Source organism: Faecalibacterium sp. Marseille-P9590 (genome assembly GCF_017377665.1).
Lineage (GTDB): Bacteria > Bacillota > Clostridia > Oscillospirales > Ruminococcaceae > Faecalibacterium.
Genome location: NZ_JAFREF010000011.1, coordinates 36,198 through 51,593, shown reverse-complemented (window position 1 = coordinate 51,593; position 15,396 = coordinate 36,198). Strand labels below are relative to the sequence as shown.

Here is a 15,396-nt window from a genome sequence, read left to right as displayed (position 1 = left end):
CTGAGAGATTCATTCAAAACAGGTGTTGAGGTAGTTTTCCACATCGAAAGGCTCCGGTGTGGAGTCCTTGCGCAGGTAGAGGGGATGGTGGGGGTGGCCCTTTTTGCTGCGGGGGCCGAAGGTCACCCAGGGGATGTTCTTTTCCCGCGTCAGGGCAACCATCTCCCGCATCAGGTCGGGCAGATAGTCCCGCTTTTCAATCAGAGTACCCCATGCGGCCCACATGGTGGGCTCGGTCTGGGCCAGCACGGCCTGCAGCCAGCGGAGATTTTCGTCGCAGAGGGTGCGGTCAGGCGTTTTGTCCATGTCGTTGGGGTTGGTGGCCCGCTGGGGGTAGACGTTGAACATGATCCAGCTGTCGAAGCCGTTGGCGTTGGCCAGACGCTCGACGCTCTTCAGAGTGGGGTCCAGCGCACCGGGCTGGGCGGTGCTGGGGTTGATGCCGATGCACACCAGCGGGCGGCGGCCCACCCGCCCCAGCACATAGCGGTAGGGCTGGTAGGTGTGGGGCTCGTAGTACCACAGACCGCCGGGATATTCGTCGGCTTCCAGCCGGGGAAGAGTTTCACAAAGCATAGCTTACCTCACAAGAAACGTGTGTTTCTTTTATCGTACCTTAAAATTTGTGCGAAAGCAACACCTTGCGGCGAGAAAGTCTCCCATAATTTCGATTTTCATGCTATACTATCCCTTAGAGGAAAGTATCCCTCTTCGCTTGCTGAAAAAGCAGAAGGAGTTTTGTTTATGATAGAAGATTACCGCAGCGCCCAGCGTGCGGGCCAGCGCGCCTACCGGGCCAATGTGGCCCGGGGGCAGTCGCCCTATCTCGCGGTGCTGGACGACATCCTCACCGATGTGGACATCGTGGCGCAGGAGCCTCTGGGGCTGGTGGACATCCCGGCCGAGAGCATCGTGGGTACCAAGACCGCCGGACGCCACACCGCCTTTGCCTCCAATTTCATGCCTCTTCTGGACGACGACACCGAGTTTGCAGTCAAGTGGTCGAACCTCTGTGACGCCCATCTGGAAGAGGGCATCCACACCCCTATTATTGCCTTCGAATACCTGAACAAATTCTATGTGCAGGAGGGCAATAAGCGTGTCTCCGTCCTCAAATACTATGAGGCCGTGAAAATTCCCGGCACTGTCACCCGGCTCATCCCGGCAAAGAACGACACGCTGGAGAATAAGCTCTATTACGAGTTCCTTGATTTTTACAAGTTTTCCCGCATCAACTACGTCAGCTTCTCCCGGCTGGGGGGCTATGCAAAGCTGCAGACGCTGGCCTGTAAGGCCACGGGCGAGGCGTGGACGGACGACGACCGGCTGAATTTCTCGTCCCTCTACACCATGTTCAGCCAGCAGTTCTATGCGCTGGGCGGCGGCTCACTGGGCCTGACGCCGGGCGACGCACTTTTGGTGTACCTGTCGGTGTACCGTTATGCCGACGCCTGCGAGTCCACCCCGACCAAGGTGCGGGAGAATCTGGCCCGCCTCTGGGACGAGGTGAAAATTCTGGCAGAGCCCCACGCTGTGGAACTGCTGCTGGAGCCGAAGCAAAGCTCGGAGCCGCTGCTGAGCAAGCTGAATATTTTCAGCTCCCGTCCCAGCGAGCTGCGGGTGGTGTTCCTCCACGAGCACAACGCCCAGACCAGCGCATGGGTGCGCGGACAGGACAAGGGCCGTGCCGCGCTGGTGAAAGCTTTCCCGGATAAGCTCTATGTCAGCTGCCGGGAGAACGTCAACCCCGAGGTGGATGCAGAGCAGGTGCTGGAAGAGGTGGCCCATGACCATGCGGACATCGTCTTCACCACCAGCGCCCGGATGCACACCGCCTGCCTGAAGGTCGCGGCCCAGCACCCCAAGACCCGTTTCTTGAACTGTTCCCTCAATGCGCCTCATCCGCTGGTGCGCACCTACTACCCCCGCACCTATGAGGTGACCTATCTGCTGGGAATGCTGGCGGGCATCGTCTCCCACAGCGACAAGGTGGGCTATGTGGCTGCAAACCCGGTGTACGGTGTGCCTGCGGCCATCAATGCCTTTGCTCAGGGCGTGCGTGCCGTCCGGCCCGACAGCCGGGTGGTGCTGCGCTGGGCCTGTCTGTGCGATGCGGCACACCCGCAGGATTTCTCTGACAGGAAAGACATCGAAGTCTTCTACAGTCAGGACTTCCGGGAGCCGGAAGGCACCTACCGCGATTACGGCCTCTGCCGCCGCCTGCCCGACGGCGTTCTGCAGCCGCTGGGCCTGCCGGAGTGGCGGTGGGATGTGTTCTTCACCGAGATCGTCCGCTCCGTGTTCGCCGGGACATGGGACAGCGCCCCCGGCGGCAGGGCAATCAACTACTGGTGGGGCCTCAAGAGCGGTGCCGAGCGGGTGGAATACCCCACCCGGCTGAACGACGGCACCATGCAGCTGCTCAAGATGGCAGAGCGCCAGCTCTGCGATGGGGAGATACAGGTTTTCCCGACCGAGAGCTACAGTCAGGGCCATGCCCTTCACCATGCGGCTTCCGGCATCTATACGCCCAAGGAACTGATGGAGATGGACTGGCTGGAAGAGTGCGTGGAGGGCGAACTGCCCAGCTACGACGAACTGGACGCCAAGACCCGCAGCCTTTTGAACATCAATGGTCTGGACAACGTAAAGGGAACGCCGCAGTAACAGGCAAAGACCCAAGGATAGAAAAGAATGGAGCAAAAGCATCGTGAAAATACTTGCGATTTCGGATGTGCCATCCAAACTGCTCTGGGACGAGAGCGTCCGCAAGCGGCTGGAAGGCATCGACCTTATCCTCTCCTGCGGTGATCTGCCGAAAAAATATCTCGAATACCTCACAAACTTCACCACCGTCCCCATCCTGTACGTCCACGGCAACCACGACGGCAGTTACAAGGAGTCAGAACCGGGTGGCTGCATCTGTGTGGACGATGCGGTCTATGTCTGGAAGGGGCTGCGCATCATGGGTCTGGGCGGGTGCAATCGGTACAACAGGGACGATACCTTCCAGTACACTGAGGCTGAAATGCGGCGGCGCGCCCGGAAGCTCTGGCTCGCGGCCCGGCGGGCGGGCGGCATCGACATCCTGCTGACCCATGCCCCGGCATCCGGCCTCAACGACGGCACCGACAAGGCACACAAGGGGTTTCAGGTGTTCAACGATCTGATGGACCTGTATCAGCCCAAGTGGTTCATCCACGGGCATATGCATCTGAATTATGGGGCAAACCTGCCCCGTGTCTGCACCCGGGGCGGCACGACGGTCATCAACGCCACCGAGCGGTACGAGTTTGAGATACCCGATCCCGTTCAGGTGCCGAAGCGGAAGCTGTTCGGTTGGGGATAAAAATCAAAGAAAAAGGAGAACGACAATGGAGATAGAACGCGCCTTGCAGCAGCTGGAATTGCTGCAAAAGAAGCTGTACGCCTACCACTGTGCGGACAGCTCCCTTTATCTGGACGCCGTGACCACCGCGCCCAGCGATACCTCCGAGGGCCGGGGCGTGGCCATGAGCATTCTGGCGGGAGAAAGCCAGAAACTGATGACCTGCCCCGAGACGAAAGCGCTGCTGGATGAGCTGAGCGCCCGGGCCGGGGAGCTGGACCTCGTCCACCGCCGCGAAGTGGAGGAGCTGCGCCGCAGCTGTGAGCAGCTGACCCGCATCCCGGCTGACGAATATATGGCCTACAAAGAGCTGTGCAACCGGGCGGACGACGTCTGGCACAAGGCCAAGGCACAGGACGATTTTGCATTGTTCTGCCCCGTTTTGCAGGAGCTTGTAGACTACAATCGCCGCTTTGCCGGTTATTATGATGCCTCGAAAGCGCCCTATGACGCTCTGCTGAACGAGTATGAACGCGGCGTGGATATGAAGATGCTGAACAGCTTCTTTGCGACGCTGCGGGAGGGGCTGGTGCCGCTCATCCACAAAATCGGCGAGAAGCCGCAGATCGACGACAGCTTCCTGCATCAGGAGTACCCGGCAGCACAGCAGAAGGCCTTCGCCGACTATCTGATGGAGGTGATGGGCCTCGACCGCAGCCATTGTGGTCTGGGTGAGACGGAGCATCCCTTTACGCTGGAATTCAACAATAAGGATGTCCGCATCACCACCAACTACGACGAGCACAATGTGGCATCCTCGATGTACTCTGTCCTCCACGAGGGCGGCCATGCTCTGTATGAACTGGGCATCCGGGATGACCTGCAGTACACCTGTCTTGCGGGCGGCGTCTCAATGGGCGTCCACGAGAGCCAGTCCCGTTTCTATGAGAACCTCATTGGCCGGTCGCGGCCCTTCGTGGAAGCTATCTATCCCAAGGTGCAGGAGTTCTTTCCCCAGCAGCTGGGCGGCGTGAGCGCAGAGCAGTTCTACCGCGCTGTCAATAAGGCTCAGCCCAGCCTCATCCGCACCGAGGCCGACGAGCTGACCTATTGCCTCCACGTCATGGTACGGTATGAGATCGAAAAGCAGCTCATCGGCGGCACGCTGGAAGCAAAAGATGTGCCGGCTGTCTGGGCGAAGCTTTATAAGGAATATCTGGGCATCGAGGTGCCGAATGACCGGGATGGCTGTTTACAGGACAGCCACTGGTCGGGCGGCGCGTTCGGCTACTTCCCGTCTTACGCGCTGGGCAGTGCCTACGGCGCTCAGATGCTCCGCCGGATGGAGCAGGACGTGGACGTCTGGGGCGCGGCGGCAAAGGGCGACCTCACACCCATCACGGCGTGGCTGCGGGAAAAGGTCCACCAGTACGGCGGGCTGATGGAGCCTGCCGACGTGGTGAAGAATGCCTGCGGCGATTTCAGTGCTGAGGATTATATCCAGTACCTTACCCGAAAGTACACCGGGCTGTACGGCTTATAAAAAGAAAAGGCGTCTGCACAAATGACTGTGCAGACGCCTTTGTTCGTGTTGAGGAACATCACAGCTCCAGCTTGCCGGAGACTTTGTTGATGACATAGTAGGCCATACCCTCTTCAGGCTTGACGTAGACCTTGCAGGACTGGACGCCCACTTTATGAGTGGCGCGGTAGTCGGCCTTGGCGCGCTCGATGACATCGGTGATGTTGTACTGGTTGGTGCCGAACTCGACATAAACCTCCGGGGAGAGCGGGGGACGACCGCGCCGCTGTGCAGCACCAGAAGATTTGCGCTTCTTCGGCTCTGCCGCAGGAGTCTCAGGAGCAGCGACAGCTGCGGGGGCAGCAGACTTTTTCTCAGACATAGCTTATACCTTCTTTCCTGTATTCCACTGCAAATTGGAAACGTGGATGATTTCCGGGCCGGAAGCTGTATTACCGGTCAATCCGACCGCTTTCTGTTCGTGCCAACGATTGGAAGCACTATACTTATATAATAGTTATTTCTTTGACGTTTGTAAAGTGTTTTTTGGAAAAAGCATCCCCATATTTCTGCGCCCGGAGCACTAAATTCCGACAAAAAGGGGAAAGAATGCCCTATAAAAAAGAAACTGTCCGGATTTGTGTGCGGCGCAGCGGAGAGAAAAGAAATGCAGCGCGCGGGGAAAAGCAGAAATTTCCGGGGAATTTACCCGGCACAGCAGTCCTCGGCCCGCTTCACGACGGGGGCGAGAAGTTCCTCGTCCCAGTCTTCGGCGAGGACAAAAAGGGCCTGATCAATGACCTCCTGTGCGCAAGCATCCGGGCGGCCCTGTGCCAGCCGGAATACTGCTGCCAGCAGCCGCAGTTTGAGGGCGCGGATGTCCTCCGGCGCGGCCCAGAGCCGGGCGAGGTCGTAGTTGTCGGTGTTGCCGCAGCGCATGGTGCAGGTGGCGCAGTTGGGGGCGACGCGGTGCTTTTCTGTCTCGACGATGCTGTACATCCGGCGCAGCGCGTCTTCGGCAGCGTCCGGGTCTGCAGCCAGCCGGAGACCGGAGGCCAGCACACGGTCGGTGTCCTCGGTCTTCGGCTCGTTGACGGTGGAGCGGGCCAGCCCCACCAGCGCCCCTAACAGCGCGTCGCGCTGGCGCTGGGCGTCGGTAACGGGGGCAGAAAGAAAATGATTCATAGAGAGTACTCCTTTGGGTACGATGTTGTCTCTCTCAGTATACACGCCCGCGGCCCAAAAAGGGAGAGGAAATTTGCAGAAATTTGATGAGTTGTGAGCTGCATCTTGATTTTGAGAGAAAAATCCGCTATAATAACTATGTTGTCTGTAAAACAGAATACGCCGGTGTGTCGGAATGGCAGACGAGGGGGACTCAAAATCCGCTTCGTAATTTTTCGTGTCTGTGCGACAAATCTACGAGTGTTCGTTGAATTTTGATAGTTTGTCGAAGCAGGATTTCTTACATCCCTCCTGAACATCCCTCCAATCTTCAGAAACCGGTACTAATGTCCCAAAATTGAATATAAGCCGATGTGGCGGAATGGCAGACGCAAACGACTCAAAATCGTTCGGGAAACCATGTGGGTTCGAGTCCCACCATCGGCACTCCATCATAAAACAGCTTAGAATCAAAAGATTTTGGGCTGTTTTTCTTTTTCTGCTCAGTTTCTTATACTTTGGTGTTTTCTGGGAAGATATTGACGATTGCATTCGCCGAGGACACCTTACTGGAGAAATCCAGATGTGTATAAATGTTGCTTGTTGTGCTGATGTCACTGTGACCGAGCCACTCCTGAATCTCCTTCAGGCTCACGCCATTGGCATAGAGCAGACTGGCACAACTATGGCGCAGATCGTGAAAGCGGATACGCTTCATCTGGTGTGCGACCAGAAAATCCGGGAAATGCTGACTCAGAAAGTCGGGCCGAATCCGCTTTCCAATCGGGTCTACATAGATATAGTCAAGATAATCGTTGCAATAGCTTTTGCCGCAGACCTTCCGATTCTGCTCCTGCTCCTTTTTCATTTTATTGAGCATCTGCTCACAGGCAGGGATTAGGGGAAGTGTCCGGCAGCTCGACTTTGTTTTTGTCTTATCTCGTGCGATTTCCGTTACCGTTCCGTTGACCTTTGCGGTCACAACCGTATGCTGAATGCTGATTTTCTTGTTCTCAAAGTCAATGGCATCCCATTTCAAACCAACAATTTCACTGCGCCGCAGCCCGTAGAATGCAGCCATGATGACGCCAAACTCCGAAGGGTCACCTTGAATCACCTTGAAAAGTTGCTCCAGTTCTTCACCGCTGTAAATCTCCGACTTGAACTTTTCCTTACGAGGACGTTCAACGCGATCTGCCGGGTTGGAACGGATCATGCCGATTTGAAAAGCATACTGTAAGCATTTGCGGATGTTGGCGTGATAGTGAATGACGGTATTTGCCGTAAGGCCACGATCCAACTCATGCTGGTAGAAGTCTTGGATGTATTTGGGATGCTGTTCCATATCCTGCAATGTATAGTGGAGCGGTTCAAAATATGGGACGATCTTATAACTGCGTCCTACACGCGCCGAGTGGATCTTATTCTGCTTGACCAGCAGATACGCATTCTTCCGGCAGATGCCAAGCATTTCCTGAAGAATGTCTACGGATACCACATCCGGGTAATCCTTGAACATCATCATGTACCGCTCTGTCTTGCGGTCGGGCTCTTCCTGAATCAAAGTGCAGGCTGCGATCTCGCTCATTCCGGTCCTCTCCTTTCCAGTTCAATATGTCAATTATTTGAAAGAAAATACTATATGTAAAGAGCAATGGCCTTTTTCCGGGTACCATCGCCCTTGCCAAAGGAGATATTTGAGTTTAGAACTTCATCGGCAGCGCATCCTTCCTGCACTTGCCGTTGTAGGTGGTGTAGATGGGGTAAACGTACCGCCGCCAGCCCGGAAGCTTGGCGGGATTATCCCGGCTGATACGGTAGAGCTCCATGGGATGGACTCCGCTCAGCGCACGGACAAGCCGCTCCGCGCTGTACTGTCCATGATACAGCTGCACAAAGTACATCACGCCCCGCAGGACAGCCGCCCGGAAGGAATCCGGTCTGCCCTCCCACGCTTCCACGATGTGCCGCAGGGCTTCGCAGTAGATTTCTTCGCCCAGCTGGTCGTACAGCTTCAGCGCCGTGCCCACGCAGCTGATACGGTAGTCGCTCAGCTGCATGCTGTCGTAGTTGAGGGACAGCCCCACCCGGTTGGTGGCTGCGACGAACGCCTTGGAAGGCGCATCGCCGCCCACTACCTTGGCGCGTAGCTTGATGCCCGCCGACAGGGGTGCGGAGTGACCGTTCTGCTCCGCAAAGAGCAGGGCCTCCTGCTCCATCGTCAGACCGGTGTAGACCTTGCAGAGGATCGGGCGGTCCTCGCCGCCGTTGAGGAGGATGCAGCCCTCGATGGTGTGCTGCCCGTCCATCACATAGTACCTGCCGTTGCGGAAGCTGACCTTCGGCTCGTTGACGATGTACTCATTGAAGTCTCTGGCAATCAGCTCCACCCGCTTGCGCTCCACGCCCCGCTGGTAGATCTCGCGGGGATAGATCAGCTTGCTACTGTGGATGACCGAAAGCTGGTACGGCGGGTTGATACCGATGAAAGAATTGTTGTCGTTCAGGCGCATCGCATTTCCTCCTTGATTCTCCAAATGTACTTTTCGGCTTCCTCTAAGATCTCAGTCACCTGCTGCTTCCGCTTCGGGCTGGTGAGCAGGCTGGGATTAAAGGTGAAGCTGTATTCCAACCGCTGGATCATGGCATGAACCGCGGATTGTAGCTCGGTGTACAACATCATTTCCTCGATGCTTCCAGCGTTCTCAAAGGACGACCGGATGGGCGTATAGGGGTAGACAGGCGGTTTGCCATCCACCACCTCAGGCGGTGCGTAAAGCGCCGTAGAGCGCCGGATAGGCTCTATCTGCTGGATGCTGCCCATGGGGTTCAGCGCAAGGCTGATCCGCACCGCATCATCCACCCGGCGCATTTCCTCCGGGGTCAGATGTCCCAGATACTTCAGTACCCGGCTCTTGTCGATGGTGAAGATCTGCTCTGCCTGCACAACGGACGGCATATTCAACCCTGCGTTTTCCAACAGGCAGTGGGTCGGCTGATTTACTTTCTTTTCCGCCTTGCTTGTCATGGTCGCAACGATCAGGGTCGGCGAGTGATAGTTGCCCACGTCATTCTGAAGAATGACCGCCGGACGGTCGCCGCACTGTTCCGAGCCAGTGCTCGCCCCAAAATGGGTGAAGAAGATGTCTCCGCGTTGGAATTTCCAGTTTTGCTGCAAAATTGTACCTCCATGTTGTTATGTGCAAAGCCCGCTGCCGGATGTTCCGCAGCGGGCTTCGTTCACGGTATGGTGGTATGGTTGGGTCAGCGGTGCATGACCACATAATCGTAGCCGCGCCGTATCTGGCAGACGGTGCAGGTGTCCATGCTCCGGTCTGCGCTGGGTACAAGTGCGATCTTGAATGCCTTTGCATCCACAAAGTGCCGCAGACAGGTACCGCAGAGGGTGCGGATGGACCTGATCATCTCAGGGGTCAGCTCCATCTCCTCGTAGATCTCCTGCTCGCGCGCCGTGGGGTTCAACTCGTCCATAAAAATGTCCTCCTATATGTATCAAAGTGGATATTCGGGTAAAGATTAAATTGGGATACGTAAAAAACGGGAACTGCCGAATGCGCAAAAACGTACCCGGCAGTTCCCGGATCAATATGATTAAAGGTCTCGCATATTCGCCCTCGGCCCCCTGCGAGTGGGGCATGAACATCTGGCAGCGGACTTGTACCGCTTCATTGGCATTTCAGCCACCCCGTCTGCTTTGTGACCGGGCCGCGAATTACGGAAGTATCATTATCGGAGTACCAGATGATGGAACTATTCAGTTTTCAAGGTTCATGAGGTCGGACGCTTTGCCCTGCGGTGAGTGCCGCTTGGGAAATTGTCCCTTCACTTACGAGCCATCGAGAAGGGGCAAATTGTTACCTGAAAAAGAAAATAGTTCAAAAGTTCTTCAAAAACATAGTCATTCGCTCGATTCGCTTATGAATCGTAATCCTTTTGGATTCCAAGGCACTTGCAATCTCGGACTCGGTGTACCCGGCATAGACATAGAGCGTAAGGATTTTGAGATCAAGTTCCGATAAGCTTTCAAGAGCAGCCAGCAACCGCTCATTCTCGATTTCGCCGATCCATCCAAAGCGGCTCTTGGTTTCGTGGTAGGTATCTGTTACCGTGATCGCAGCCTCATATTGCTTAAGATCTGCTGCTTTCCTTGCGTCAACGTCATCTTCGCCATCACAGACTGCCACCGTGCTGGCATCATAGGCGCGTTCACTGTTCAGGACGCCCAAATCAAACTCATACATCGCCTGAATTGTCTCTTCGCTCATTCCGGCTTCGCGGTACTGCACACGGAGTTGCTCCCACTTTGCGTTCAGCTTGCGACGTTCATTACCATTATTGAAACTCATGTGTAACCTCCAAATTTTCGATAAAGCGTAAAAAGTCGAAAATTTGGAAGGCTACGGATATTTCGCCGCTTGGGGCATCCACGAAAAACGGACAAACATAAAGCCTGCTCCTTTTTGCGGGAGCAGGCTTCCTGAAGGCTAAAAAATAGCCGGACAACCAACTAACAGAGCGGTTCTAAAAGCAGAATCACTCTATCAGCTGTTGCCCGGCTATTTGGTGCGTGTTTCATACATTGCCTTGCGGCAATGGCCCGTTGCTCGGTGACGAACAGTCCATATTCAGGGTGCAATGCACCCGATTTTTGAAATTGTGTTTTGTCTAAAAAAGTCAGCGCCTGCGGTAGGCTAAATCAACCGTTGCTACGTTGCCGCACTCGAGGCACTTTATGCGGATAGTGCCTGAACAGCTCTCATCTTTTTGGTAGAGCTTGTGTCCGCAAACGGGGCAAAACCTCCAGCCGATGCTGAATTGTGCCTGCTGTATATTGCTCAGCGGTTTATTTTTAAAAGGACGATTATTTGATTGAATCATGTTTATTCTCCAAATCGGATGATGTCCAATGGATGGCAGTGGATGGGTTTGCCTTTTATGACCTGCATCTGCTGTAGTCTGATCCTGATCGCAGACCACGATACTCCCATCCGCACAGCCATCTCCAGAATTTTTTCATAGTTCGGGTCAGATGCGGATTTGTATAGGATTCCATTCGGCAGGCACAGCGCTGCCCGTTCTATTTCGGCATTGATCAGAAATGTTGGCATCAGCAGCTCTGCTGCAAGGGTATCTGCCTGCCATTCTTCCCACGAGGGCTGACCATTTCGCTCTCGATAGGCAATGTGCCTGCGGCAGTTGGCTGCTTTTCCGTAATCATTCGGAAACTGGTCAGCCAGAATCTGGTGCGCCGTTTCATGTGCTATCGTAAAATTCCGGCATCCAGTGCATCTGTCTGCTGCAAGGGAGGAATCAATCACAATGTCTCTCGGCATAAATACTTCAAGAAGCTTTGTCCCATCCCCAAGGGTTGCTGTGAAGCTACATCTCTGGAAAACCGTTAATCCAAGGATGTGACCATCGCTACACAGCGGCAACATCTTCAGATTCAGTCCAAGAACAGAACTTGCGAGCCGTTCAGGGTCAATGGGTTCCGGGGCATCTTTGCTGATCCCGAAGCGGGTATAGTACTGGTCGATATACTTACCCGCTATGCGCGAAAGGTCTGCGCGGGATAAGTACCTTGCCATTACGAAGCACGGCTTTCCGGCACGGAGCAGTAGGCTTCCACGAACCACTTGCCCTGCTCAAGCCAAAGATTCCGCTTCTGCCCGCAAATCAGGCAGGTGAAGCAATGTCCTTTCACGCCAAAACGTGATGTACCGTGCTTGACTGCCAAGACACGATCAATTCCATAAGTGCGAGTCTTGTCATAGTTTATGGCAAGAGGACGGATCTTACCGTCAGGAGTAAAACGAACATCCACTTCGACGTATCTTTTCTCACGGCGAAGGTTGTAATCACCACACATCAGAAATCCTCCTTTTTGCAGATTTATCAGAATGCAGCGTGCATTATTTGCGAGTCATACTGCGTGCCACGAACTGTTTTTCGTTTAACAGAGGAACGGACACTGTATGCTTTTTCCACTCATCCATAGAGCAGGTTACCGCTTTGCACAGACGGCATTTTGTCCAGCCATCGGTTGCATCAAGATCTACATCATAGTTCATGGTTCCGCACATCGGGCATCTTACGTTTTCTTTTCTCATAATATCACCTCTTAAAAACACCGAACAAATACGATTTCGGTCCAGAATCAACACCAAAAAGCTGTTATTCGTGGATTTGATTCGATTATATACCTACTTTATGGAGATTTCAATTACGTATTTGTCGCTATTTTAGAGATTTCTTATTGATTTCCTGTATTTTCTATACTATAATAGAGCTACCGGATCACAAAGGAGTGTTCTTGTTATGAAAAAGAAAACCACGCTCACCAAAATACACATAGCCCCATCCACAGTGCGCTATGATGCAGTCGCTGCGAGGGATAGCAATGAGGTTGGTCAGATTCTCGCAGGCACACGAAAAAGGAATGGCTATTCACTTGTAGCTTTCTCTGAACTTCTCCGTCACTATGGCGTCGATGTCAGTGATAAAGGAATCAGCAAATGGGAAAAAGGCTATACCACTCCTAGCATCTATCAACTAGTTGCAATCTGCTACGCATTGAACATCAAGGAGGGTCCTTCCTACTTTACAAAGAACTTTCAGAAACCCGCCCTTCTAAATGACATCGGGCAAAAAAAAGTCGCTGAGTACGAAATGGACTTGATTGCATCCCGGCGCTACCAGCCAGACGCAGAAGAGCCCGCGGAAATCGACTACATAATGATGCCTGTATCAGAGTTGCCAGTATCGGCAGGTCTAGGAGCTTTTCTTGAGGGTGAAATGTTCCAGCAGATACAAGTGCCTGCCAGTAGCGTTCCGGCTGGTGCCGAGTTCGGGATATACGTTAGCGGTGATAGTATGGAGCCGCGTTATCATAACGGACAGATTGTATGGGTGAAGCGCTGCGAAGAACTTGAATGCGGGGATATCGGGATATTCGTATATGATGACTGTGGATATCTGAAAAAATACGACGAACATACCCCAGACAAATCCCAAGCAGAGTTCCTTACCGACAGCTATGGCGTGGTGCATAACCAACCGGTTTTGGTCTCTCTTAACACCAAATATTCGCCAATCCTTATATCTCCAGAGCAAAGATTTGAGATCGTTGGAAAAGTTTTGAACTAAAAAGATGGGAGGGGTTTTCGTGGATACGATCAAGCGTGTTCAGGATTTGATGCAAGAGCGTGATATGAATCTATGTGTGTTGACAAAAAAATGCGGGATATCGTACTCCACAATCCAAAGTACTGCCCGTCGAGGAGGGCAGTTAAGCGTAGAGACGATTGAAAGAATTTGTCAGGGTTTAGGAATTACATTAAAAGACTTCTTCGATTCCGCCTACCTGTAAATATAGGGGCAGCAAAAAAGCCGTTCGCCACGCTGGAAAATCTGCGTGGTGAACGGCTTTAATACTGCTTCTATTTATCCTTTGGCAATCTCCAGATAAACGCTAATCTCCATGATTGTTACCATTGAAGGAATACATTTGCGACGATCTTCGGGCATACCGAATAAGATTTGCATTGTCAGTTGAAAACAGCTCAGGTTACCTATTGCAATTCTGACTATTTGGAATATACTTGTAAGTATCAAATTATTTCACTGTATGAGGACATCCGCACCAAACTTATCCAGTCCGGTGTAATGAAATGCAGAGAATAAAAGACAAAATTGGTATGTTCCACGAAATTTAGGGAGAAAACTGAGCAAGTAGGAAGGCGGAATATATATGAAACAAGATACTTTAGAGGGCAAAGCAAAAACAAAAAATGGGGTAAAACGGCTGTGTTTTTCCATAATCTGCATTCTTCTGGAAGTGATTTTTATTATTACTATCGTAACACGCTTGAATGAATATGCAGAAGTCATAAATTTATTTACAAGGATTTTGAGTGGGATCTTGGTTTTGGGATTGTACGCATCAAATAAGACATCCTCTATGAAAATGCCTTGGGTCATCTTAATTCTAATTTTCCCAATTATGGGTGTAGGCCTATATTTGTTGATTGGTTTGAATGGTGGCACACATAAAATGCGTGAGCGGTATGCAGAAATTGATAGCAAATTGTTACCAATGCTTCCGGACAGTCAGGAGTGTTTGAACAGAATAAAAGAAACAATTCCGAAAGCAGGAAATATAGCAAGTTACATACAAAGAAATTCGCAGTATCCAATCTATCAGAATACGGATGTTGTGTATTTTGATGAAGCAGTGAAAGGATTAGAGGCACAGCTTAAGGATTTGGAGAAAGCACAAAAGTTTATCTTTATGGAATATCATGCGATAGAAGACGCTGAAGCATGGCATAAGATTCAAGATGTTCTGGAAGAGCGAGTAAAAGCAGGTGTGGAAGTTAGAGTATTCTACGATGATATGGGTTCTATAGGCTTTATTAACACAGATTTTGTGAAAAAAATGGAGACAATAGGAATTCATTGCCGTGTATTCAATCCGTTTATGCCAGGTTTAAATCTGTTTTTGAACAATCGTGATCATAGAAAAATAACAGTTATTGATGGAAAAGTCGGATTTACAGGTGGATATAATCTAGCAAACGAATATTTTAATTACACACACCCGTATGGACAGTGGAAAGATACAGGTATTCGTTTAGAAGGAGATGCTGTTCAGTCGCTTACAGTGACATTTTTAGAAATGTGGAATGCTGTTAGTGAAAAAGCTACGAATGATACTGATTTTAGTAAATACATTATTCATTACGATTATAAAGCACAGCAAACAGGTTTTGTTCAGCCTTATGCAGACAGTCCTATGGATAATGAGCAGGTCGGAGAAGAAGTTTATATCAGTATGATAAATAAAGCTGAAAAATATTGTTGGTTTATGACTCCATATCTAATCATAACAGATGAAATGACGCATGCGTTATGTCTGGCTGCTAAGCGAGGGGTAGACGTAAGAATTATCACACCTGGTATCCCTGATAAAAAATTCATTTATAATGTAACTCGTTCTTTTTATCATGGATTAGTTAAACATGGTGTTCGTGTTTATGAGTGGACTCCTGGTTTCTGTCATGCAAAAATGAGTGTGGCAGATGACTGTATGGCAACTTGTGGAACAATTAATTTGGATTATCGAAGTTTATATCACCATTTTGAAAACGGCTGTTTTATGGCAGATTGTCAGGCAGTTGTGGAAATAAAAAATGATCTGATAAGAACGATGGGAGAATGTCGTGATGTGACAGACCAATATCAAACCGGACGAAGTGCATATTTGCGACTGGGACAATTATTTATGAGATTATTTGCTGGATTGCTATAAGAATCTGATGAAACGACCTTTCAAAAAACAGTTGATTTAGAAGTTAACTGT

The 15,396-nt window shown here is 51.7% G+C and carries 17 protein-coding genes and 1 tRNA gene; 7 read left to right on the top strand and 11 right to left on the bottom strand.

Features of this window, described 5'->3' with window-relative positions; genetic code table 11:
- Nucleotides 1-9 precede the first annotated feature (9 nt).
- Nucleotides 10-576, bottom strand: a complete 567-nt coding sequence (locus J3349_RS11480; RefSeq protein ID WP_207677488.1) for a DUF1643 domain-containing protein — start codon at nt 574-576, stop codon at nt 10-12.
- A 168-nt stretch (nt 577-744) separates the two neighbouring features.
- Between J3349_RS11480 and J3349_RS11475 the strand changes: the two genes are divergently transcribed.
- Genes J3349_RS11475 through J3349_RS11465 form a run of 3 tightly spaced genes read left to right on the top strand, consistent with a single transcriptional unit; the run spans nt 745 to nt 4,871 of the window.
- Complete coding sequence (locus tag J3349_RS11475) at nt 745-2,667, top strand: BMP family ABC transporter substrate-binding protein (protein ID WP_158394961.1); 1,923 nt, start codon at nt 745-747, stop codon at nt 2,665-2,667.
- Between the two features lie 43 nt (nt 2,668-2,710).
- Nucleotides 2,711-3,349: a metallophosphoesterase family protein gene (locus tag J3349_RS11470; protein ID WP_158403667.1), complete on the top strand. Its 639-nt coding sequence runs from the start codon at nt 2,711-2,713 to the stop codon at nt 3,347-3,349.
- 25 nt (nt 3,350-3,374) lie between these two features.
- Complete coding sequence (locus tag J3349_RS11465) at nt 3,375-4,871, top strand: carboxypeptidase M32 (RefSeq protein ID WP_207677487.1); 1,497 nt, start codon at nt 3,375-3,377, stop codon at nt 4,869-4,871.
- A gap of 58 nt (nt 4,872-4,929) precedes the next feature.
- Here J3349_RS11465 and J3349_RS11460 read toward each other — a convergent pair whose 3' ends face one another.
- A complete protein-coding gene (locus J3349_RS11460; protein ID WP_207677486.1) occupies nt 4,930-5,232 on the bottom strand; it encodes a DUF6465 family protein in 303 nt (100 codons plus the stop codon).
- A gap of 323 nt (nt 5,233-5,555) precedes the next feature.
- Nucleotides 5,556-6,035, bottom strand: coding sequence for a hypothetical protein (locus tag J3349_RS11455; protein ID WP_207677485.1), 480 nt, complete (start codon nt 6,033-6,035; stop codon nt 5,556-5,558).
- Between the two features lie 347 nt (nt 6,036-6,382).
- Here J3349_RS11455 and J3349_RS11450 point away from each other — a divergent pair.
- Nucleotides 6,383-6,461 (top strand) — tRNA-Leu (locus J3349_RS11450).
- Between the two features lie 64 nt (nt 6,462-6,525).
- Here J3349_RS11450 and J3349_RS11445 read toward each other — a convergent pair.
- From J3349_RS11445 to J3349_RS11410, 8 genes are all read right to left on the bottom strand, one after another.
- On the bottom strand, nt 6,526-7,602 hold the full coding sequence (locus tag J3349_RS11445) for a tyrosine-type recombinase/integrase (protein ID WP_347565010.1): 1,077 nt from the start codon (nt 7,600-7,602) through the stop codon (nt 6,526-6,528).
- Between the two features lie 115 nt (nt 7,603-7,717).
- A complete protein-coding gene (locus J3349_RS11440; RefSeq protein WP_207677484.1) occupies nt 7,718-8,527 on the bottom strand; it encodes a DUF6551 family protein in 810 nt (269 codons plus the stop codon).
- On the bottom strand, nt 8,518-9,192 hold the full coding sequence (locus J3349_RS11435; protein WP_207677483.1) for a type II toxin-antitoxin system PemK/MazF family toxin: 675 nt from the start codon (nt 9,190-9,192) through the stop codon (nt 8,518-8,520). The genes J3349_RS11440 and J3349_RS11435 overlap by 10 nt, the downstream gene beginning before the upstream one ends.
- Before the next feature lie 86 nt (nt 9,193-9,278).
- Entirely contained in the window at nt 9,279-9,506 is a 228-nt protein-coding gene (locus tag J3349_RS11430; RefSeq protein ID WP_207677482.1) for a hypothetical protein, read from the bottom strand.
- 404 nt (nt 9,507-9,910) lie between these two features.
- The gene (locus J3349_RS11425) at nt 9,911-10,381 is read right to left on the bottom strand and encodes a sigma factor-like helix-turn-helix DNA-binding protein (protein WP_207677481.1); all 471 of its coding nucleotides are present in this window, start codon (nt 10,379-10,381) and stop codon (nt 9,911-9,913) included.
- 534 nt (nt 10,382-10,915) lie between these two features.
- Nucleotides 10,916-11,623: an ImmA/IrrE family metallo-endopeptidase gene (locus J3349_RS11420; RefSeq protein ID WP_207677480.1), complete on the bottom strand. Its 708-nt coding sequence runs from the start codon at nt 11,621-11,623 to the stop codon at nt 10,916-10,918.
- Nucleotides 11,623-11,904: a hypothetical protein gene (locus tag J3349_RS11415; protein ID WP_156069504.1), complete on the bottom strand. Its 282-nt coding sequence runs from the start codon at nt 11,902-11,904 to the stop codon at nt 11,623-11,625. The genes J3349_RS11420 and J3349_RS11415 overlap by 1 nt, the downstream gene beginning before the upstream one ends.
- Before the next feature lie 43 nt (nt 11,905-11,947).
- Nucleotides 11,948-12,145, bottom strand: a complete 198-nt coding sequence (locus J3349_RS11410; RefSeq protein WP_081027658.1) for a hypothetical protein — start codon at nt 12,143-12,145, stop codon at nt 11,948-11,950.
- A gap of 208 nt (nt 12,146-12,353) precedes the next feature.
- Between J3349_RS11410 and J3349_RS11405 the strand changes: the two genes are divergently transcribed.
- The 3 genes from J3349_RS11405 to cls all read left to right on the top strand — a co-directional run bounded on the left by J3349_RS11405 (nt 12,354) and on the right by cls (nt 15,345).
- Complete coding sequence (locus tag J3349_RS11405; RefSeq protein WP_177284151.1) at nt 12,354-13,181, top strand: LexA family transcriptional regulator; 828 nt, start codon at nt 12,354-12,356, stop codon at nt 13,179-13,181.
- A 19-nt stretch (nt 13,182-13,200) separates the two neighbouring features.
- A complete protein-coding gene (locus J3349_RS11400) occupies nt 13,201-13,404 on the top strand; it encodes a helix-turn-helix transcriptional regulator (protein WP_249233494.1) in 204 nt (67 codons plus the stop codon).
- 381 nt (nt 13,405-13,785) lie between these two features.
- On the top strand, nt 13,786-15,345 hold the full coding sequence (gene cls / locus J3349_RS11395; RefSeq protein ID WP_158394949.1) for a cardiolipin synthase: 1,560 nt from the start codon (nt 13,786-13,788) through the stop codon (nt 15,343-15,345).
- Nucleotides 15,346-15,396: the final 51 nt, after the last annotated feature.